Genomic DNA, 4,426 nt, shown 5'->3' on the forward strand with positions numbered 1-4,426 from the left:
ATACCCCGGCCCGCACCATCTTCATCGTCGACGACAACGCCGACTTCCGCAGCTCGGCCCACTGGTGGCTGGCCGGCGCCGGCTATGAGGTGGTGGACTATGCCGACCCGGCCGAAGCCCTGGCCGGCCTGCGCAGCGCACGCCCGGCCGGCCCGGCCTGCGTGCTGCTGGACGTGCGCATGCCCGGCATGAGCGGCCTGGACCTGCACGACCGGCTGCGTGAGCAGGGCCTGCCCTGGCCGGTGGTCTATATGACCGGCCACGGCGACGTGCCGCTGGCGGTGCAGGCCATGCAGCGCGGCGCGGTGAGCTTCCTGGAAAAGCCGTTCGCCGACCAGGCGCTGGAAGAAGCGCTGGACCGCGCCTTCCACGCCAGCGCGGTGCCGTCCGCTGCGGTGGTGCCGGTGCCCGTGCAGGTGCCCGAGCCCGCCGCTGCACCGGTGGCCGAAGACCCCGCCCGCCAGGCCTGGCAGCAGCGCCTGGCGCGCCTGACCTCGCGTGAGCGCGAGCTGCTGGGCTGGGTGGTGGAAGGCACGCTCAACAAGGTCATCGCCGACCGCATGGGCATCAGCATCAAGACGGTGGAGCTGCACCGCAAGCGGGTGATGGACAAGCTGCAGGCCACTTCGGTCACGCACCTCATCACCATGGTGGTGAGCGGCCGGGTGGCATGAGCCAAGGCATGACGTTCTGGCGATATGGCTGTGCAGTGACCGGTGGCCGCCTGCTGCTGGACCTGCCGGCCGACGAGGCCACCGATGCCGACGCCGTGGCCCTGGCGCTGCGCCTGGCCGAGGCCGAGCCGCTGCTGGCCGCACTGCAGGCCTGGTGCGGCCAGGCGCTGGACCCGCAGCCTTGGTCGGAGGCCCCGGCGGCCCCCGCCGGCGCGGTGTTCTCGGGGGCGCTGCGTGCACCCGGTGCAGTGACGTCCGAGGCAAGGTCCACCCCCGACGCCACGCCCCACGCGGCGGCCGATACCACCGCCGACCCGCAAGCCGCCATCGCCGCCGAACCGGCCACCCCGGGCTTGGCCCCCGCCGGCACCCGGCTGTGGTGCCCGCTGGCCTGGCTGGCCGCGCAGCCGCCGGCCCCCGCCGCCTTGCTGCACTGGCCCGCACTGCCGCTGGAAGTGGAGCTGGCCTGCTACGGCGCCGACCAGCTACCCGCCGATGCCGGTGCACAAGCCGGCGCCTTGCTGCTGCCCGGTGCTTTCGAGGCTCGCTGGCCGGTGCGCCTGTGCGCGCCGCCGCTGGGCCTGGCCTGGCCGGCCACCTGGGGCGGCCCGGGCACGCCGCTGGGCCTGGCCGCGAGCCGGCCCATGGTCGATGAGCGGCGGTGGCCCGGCCACGGGCAAAGCGCCGATGAGCCGGACTCCGTGGCCAGAGAAGCGGCCTGGCGCGTGCTGCTGGACGGCCCGTGGCGGCTGCCGCTGCCGGCCCTGCTGGGTTGGCCCGCCGCAGCCGAATCGGAAGTCGGCACCGCCTCACCCCTGCCGCCACACCCCGCCGCCCGCAGCGGCCTGGCCCGCCTGCAAGGCCCCGGCGTCGACCGACCCGGCCAGGTGGTGCCGGTGCTGCAGGGCGCGGCCTGGGTGCCGGCCGCTGGCATCGAACAAGAGGTGCCTGCATGGACCTGAACCAGTTCACGCCCTCGTCGGCGCTGGTCACGGTCATCGTGCTGGCGCTGGCGCCGTTCGTCGCGGTGATGGTGACCTCGTTCACCAAGATCATCGTGGTGCTGAGCCTGCTGCGCAACGCGCTGGGCTTGCAGCAGGTGCCGCCCAACGTGGTGCTCAACGGCATGGCCATCGTGCTCAGCCTGTACGTGATGTTCCCGGTCGGCCAGCAGATGGCCGAGCGGGTGGGCAACACCCAAGACCTGGGCAGCAGCACCGCTTCGCTGCTGTCGGCGGCCGACCGCGCGAAAGAGCCGCTGCGCGAGTTCCTCATCCGCCATTCGCACCCGCGTGAGCGGGCCTTTTTCCACCGCACCGCGCAAAAGTCGCTCAGCGCCGACCGCGCGGCCCAGGTCAGCGAGCGCGACTTCATCGTGGTGCTGCCGGCCTTCACCGTCAGCGAGCTGTCCACCGCCTTCCAGATCGGCTTTCTGATCTTCCTGCCCTTCCTGGTGATCGACCTGGTGATCAGCAACATCCTGATGTCCATGGGCATGCAGATGCTGACGCCCACCACCGTGTCGCTGCCGTTCAAGCTGCTGCTGTTCGTGCTGGTGGACGGCTGGATCAAGCTGGTGCACGGCCTGGTGCTGTCCTACGCATGAGCCCGAGGAGACCCCACCCATGATGCAGAGCGAAGCCCTGCAACTGACCTACCAGGCGCTGTGGCTGGTGCTGCTGCTGTCGGCGCCGCCGGTCATCGTGGCGGCCATCATCGGCCTGGTCATCGCCTTTTTGCAGGCGGCCACGCAGATCCAGGAGCAGACCTTCCAGTACGCGGCCAAGTTCTTCGCCATCGTGCTGACCATCTTCCTCACCGCTTCGCTGCTGGGCGGCACGCTGCTGCAGTACACCGACACGGTGATGAGCGGCTTTGCCGGCATGGTGCGGCGTTAGCGGATGGACTTGTTCGCCCCCTTGGGCTCGCTGGGCGACGTGGCGCTGCTGGCGGGCTTGGCCACCACGCGCATCGCGGTGGCCTTCGTGCTGCTGCCGGTGCTGTCGCCCGACACGGTGCCGGCCCTGGTGCGCAATGCCATGTTCCTCTCGCTGGGCTGCCTGACGCTGGCGCTGCAGCCCACGGTGGTGCTGGGCAGCTTCGGCGCCTGGCAGTGGCTGCTGCTGTTCGGGCGAGAGGCGGTGCTGGGCCTGGCCCTGGGCTTCGGCCTGGCCGCCTTCCTGTGGGCCTTCCAGGCCGCGGGGCAGATCGTCGACACCAAGGTGGCGGTGGGCAACGGCCAGCTGATGGACCCGATGTCGGGCCAGCAGGTGTCGGTCACCGGCGCGCTGCTGGGGCGGCTGGCGGGCTTTCTCTTCATGTTCGGCGGCGGCTTCATGCTCTTCATCGGCGTGCTGCTGGAGAGCTTTCGCATGTGGCCGCTGGCGCAGACCGGGCTGGCGCCGCAGCTGCAGGGCCTGCGCGTGTTCGAGGGCTATCTGCATGAGCTGATGGCGCTGGCCTTTTTGCTGGCTGCGCCCGCGCTGGTGGTGATGTTCGCGGTCGATCTGTCGCTGGGCCTGGTCAACCGGTATGCGCCGCAGCTCAACGTCATCGCGGTGTCGATGTCGCTCAAGGCGCTGGCGGCCACCGCCATCTGGCTGCTGCTGCTGGGCACGCTGGTGCAGGGCTTTGCCGACGAGCTGGCGCGCCGCATCGCGGCGGTGCTGCCCACGCTGGCGCGGCTGTTTCCGCCGGGGTAGGGCGGGCTTCATGGTCCGGTCGGCCGTTGTGGTGCACCCCAGCTGGGGCACGCCCGGGCATGCGTGGCGCGGCGCTTCCTGCTGAAGTGGCGGCCGCAACGATCACCACCAGGAGCTTTCTCATGAACGTGCAGTCTGCCGCGGCACTCTCCGCCAGCGCCTTCGCCACCCGCGCCGCCGATCCCGGCAACCCCACCAACGCAGCCACCACGATGGTGGGCGGCAAGGTGCAGTTCGAGAACGACAACTACCGCATCACGATGGACGACGACAACACCGTCCGCATCCAGAACAAGAACACCGGCGAGGACTACCGCATCTGGGGCGACCCGCATGTGGACATCGACGGCAAGCACAGCTTCGACTTCTGGGGTACCACCACCTTCGCGCTGGACGACGGCACCAAGGTGACCATCGAGACCACACCCTGGCAGGGCAATGCCGAGGCCACGGTGTCGTCCAAGGTCACCATCACCAATGAAGACTATGCGGTGCACGTCAGCGGCATCGACAGCAACACCCGCGGCGACCTGCAATTCGAGGAAGCCAAGGGCTGGGGACGCCTGGCCGACCTGGCGGTGGACGACGGCAACGTGCTGCACGAGAACCGCTTCGGCAGCGGCTTCCTGGCACTGGACAGCGCCGGCCAGGTGCGCAAGGTCGACCAGCAGTACATCAACGAGACCGACCTGAAGAAGGGCGGCGCGCTGCAGGCGCAGTTCGCCGATGCTTTCCGCCAGATGGGCAGCCTGCTGTCCATCTTCTTCATCGGCAGCCTGGCCGCCAGCGTGGAAGCCACCAGCGGGGAGCGCATGCGCCAGGCCTTCGTGCTGACGGCGCGCAGCGAGACCACCGGCTGGTTCCGCGCCCAGGCCGACTGACCCTGGGGTCGACCCCAGCTGGGGCGCGCCCCGGCTGGCCCGCCAGCGCGCTGGCGCCTAGGCTGACCCCCACTTGCTGCCAACGCCATGAACCTGTCCGCCATCGCCCCCTCCGCCCTGACGCGCCTGCAAGGCCTTGCGCCCGCTTCGGCGTCCACGTCGGCCGCGC

6 protein-coding genes are annotated in these 4,426 nt (G+C 70.5%); all 6 read left to right on the forward strand.

Going from position 1 to position 4,426, the window contains the following annotated elements; translation table 11 throughout:
• Positions 1-674 (forward strand): response regulator (locus ABNT58_RS13450; protein ID WP_348753979.1); only part of this gene is annotated, 674 nt, incomplete at its 5' end.
• A gap of 8 nt (positions 675-682) precedes the next feature.
• The gene (locus ABNT58_RS13455; RefSeq protein WP_348753980.1) at positions 683-1,636 is read left to right on the forward strand and encodes a hypothetical protein; all 954 of its coding nucleotides are present in this window, start codon (positions 683-685) and stop codon (positions 1,634-1,636) included.
• Positions 1,633-2,280: a type III secretion system export apparatus subunit SctR gene (sctR, locus tag ABNT58_RS13460; protein ID WP_348753983.1), complete on the forward strand. Its 648-nt coding sequence runs from the start codon at positions 1,633-1,635 to the stop codon at positions 2,278-2,280. The genes ABNT58_RS13455 and sctR overlap by 4 nt, the downstream gene beginning before the upstream one ends.
• Positions 2,281-2,299: 19 nt before the next feature.
• Positions 2,300-2,572 (forward strand): type III secretion system export apparatus subunit SctS, encoded by a 273-nt coding sequence (sctS, locus tag ABNT58_RS13465; RefSeq protein ID WP_250195464.1) that lies wholly within the window; start codon positions 2,300-2,302, stop codon positions 2,570-2,572.
• A 3-nt stretch (positions 2,573-2,575) separates the two neighbouring features.
• On the forward strand, positions 2,576-3,376 hold the full coding sequence (sctT, locus tag ABNT58_RS13470) for a type III secretion system export apparatus subunit SctT (RefSeq protein WP_348753981.1): 801 nt from the start codon (positions 2,576-2,578) through the stop codon (positions 3,374-3,376).
• Between the two features lie 122 nt (positions 3,377-3,498).
• On the forward strand, positions 3,499-4,257 hold the full coding sequence (locus ABNT58_RS13475; protein WP_348753982.1) for a DUF1521 domain-containing protein: 759 nt from the start codon (positions 3,499-3,501) through the stop codon (positions 4,255-4,257).
• Positions 4,258-4,426: the final 169 nt, after the last annotated feature.

This window comes from uncultured Aquincola sp., assembly GCF_964001545.1.
GTDB lineage: Bacteria > Pseudomonadota > Gammaproteobacteria > Burkholderiales > Burkholderiaceae_C > Aquincola.

Excerpts from the sequence above, each read along its gene's own strand:
- sctS (WP_250195464.1), top strand. The coding sequence starts at position 2,300 with ATGATGCAGAGCGAAGCCCTGCAACTGACCTACCAGGCGCTGTGGCTG.
- sctT (WP_348753981.1), top strand. The coding sequence starts at position 2,576 with ATGGACTTGTTCGCCCCCTTGGGCTCGCTGGGCGACGTGGCGCTGCTG.
- ABNT58_RS13475 (WP_348753982.1), top strand. The coding sequence starts at position 3,499 with ATGAACGTGCAGTCTGCCGCGGCACTCTCCGCCAGCGCCTTCGCCACC.
- ABNT58_RS13455 (WP_348753980.1), top strand. The coding sequence starts at position 683 with ATGACGTTCTGGCGATATGGCTGTGCAGTGACCGGTGGCCGCCTGCTG.